This is a genomic window from Mycobacterium ostraviense (assembly GCF_002705925.1).
Classification (GTDB): domain Bacteria; phylum Actinomycetota; class Actinomycetes; order Mycobacteriales; family Mycobacteriaceae; genus Mycobacterium; species Mycobacterium ostraviense.
This window is the reverse complement of record NZ_NKRE01000117.1, coordinates 1-254: the sequence shown is the minus strand read 5'-3', so window position 1 is coordinate 254 and position 254 is coordinate 1. Positions and strand designations below refer to the sequence as shown.

At 66.1% G+C, this 254-nt stretch carries 1 protein-coding gene; it reads right to left on the bottom strand.

Annotated elements, in window-relative coordinates; all coding sequences use genetic code 11:
* On the bottom strand, positions 1-209 hold a 209-nt coding region (locus CDN38_RS33745), incomplete at its 3' end, for an ABC transporter permease (protein ID WP_244307499.1).
* Between the last annotated feature and the right edge of the window lie 45 nt (positions 210-254).

Here is a 254-nt window from a genome sequence, read left to right as displayed (position 1 = left end):
GTGAAGGCGCTGGCGGTGCGGCCGGCCAGCACGATGGCGGTCAGCAGCACGGCAAACTCGCGCAGGAAGGCGATGTTGACCAGTTCGACCACATAGATCTCGGCACCGAAGTCACGCAGGATGGTCGAGCCGAGGAAGGCGATCACCGCGCCGACCAGGTACGACAGCAGCGCTACCAGTGGCACCGCATCCAGGCCCACCTGTTCCATCTGGTGCACGGTGGCGGTGAGCCGGAACCGGCGCGGTTCCTTCAC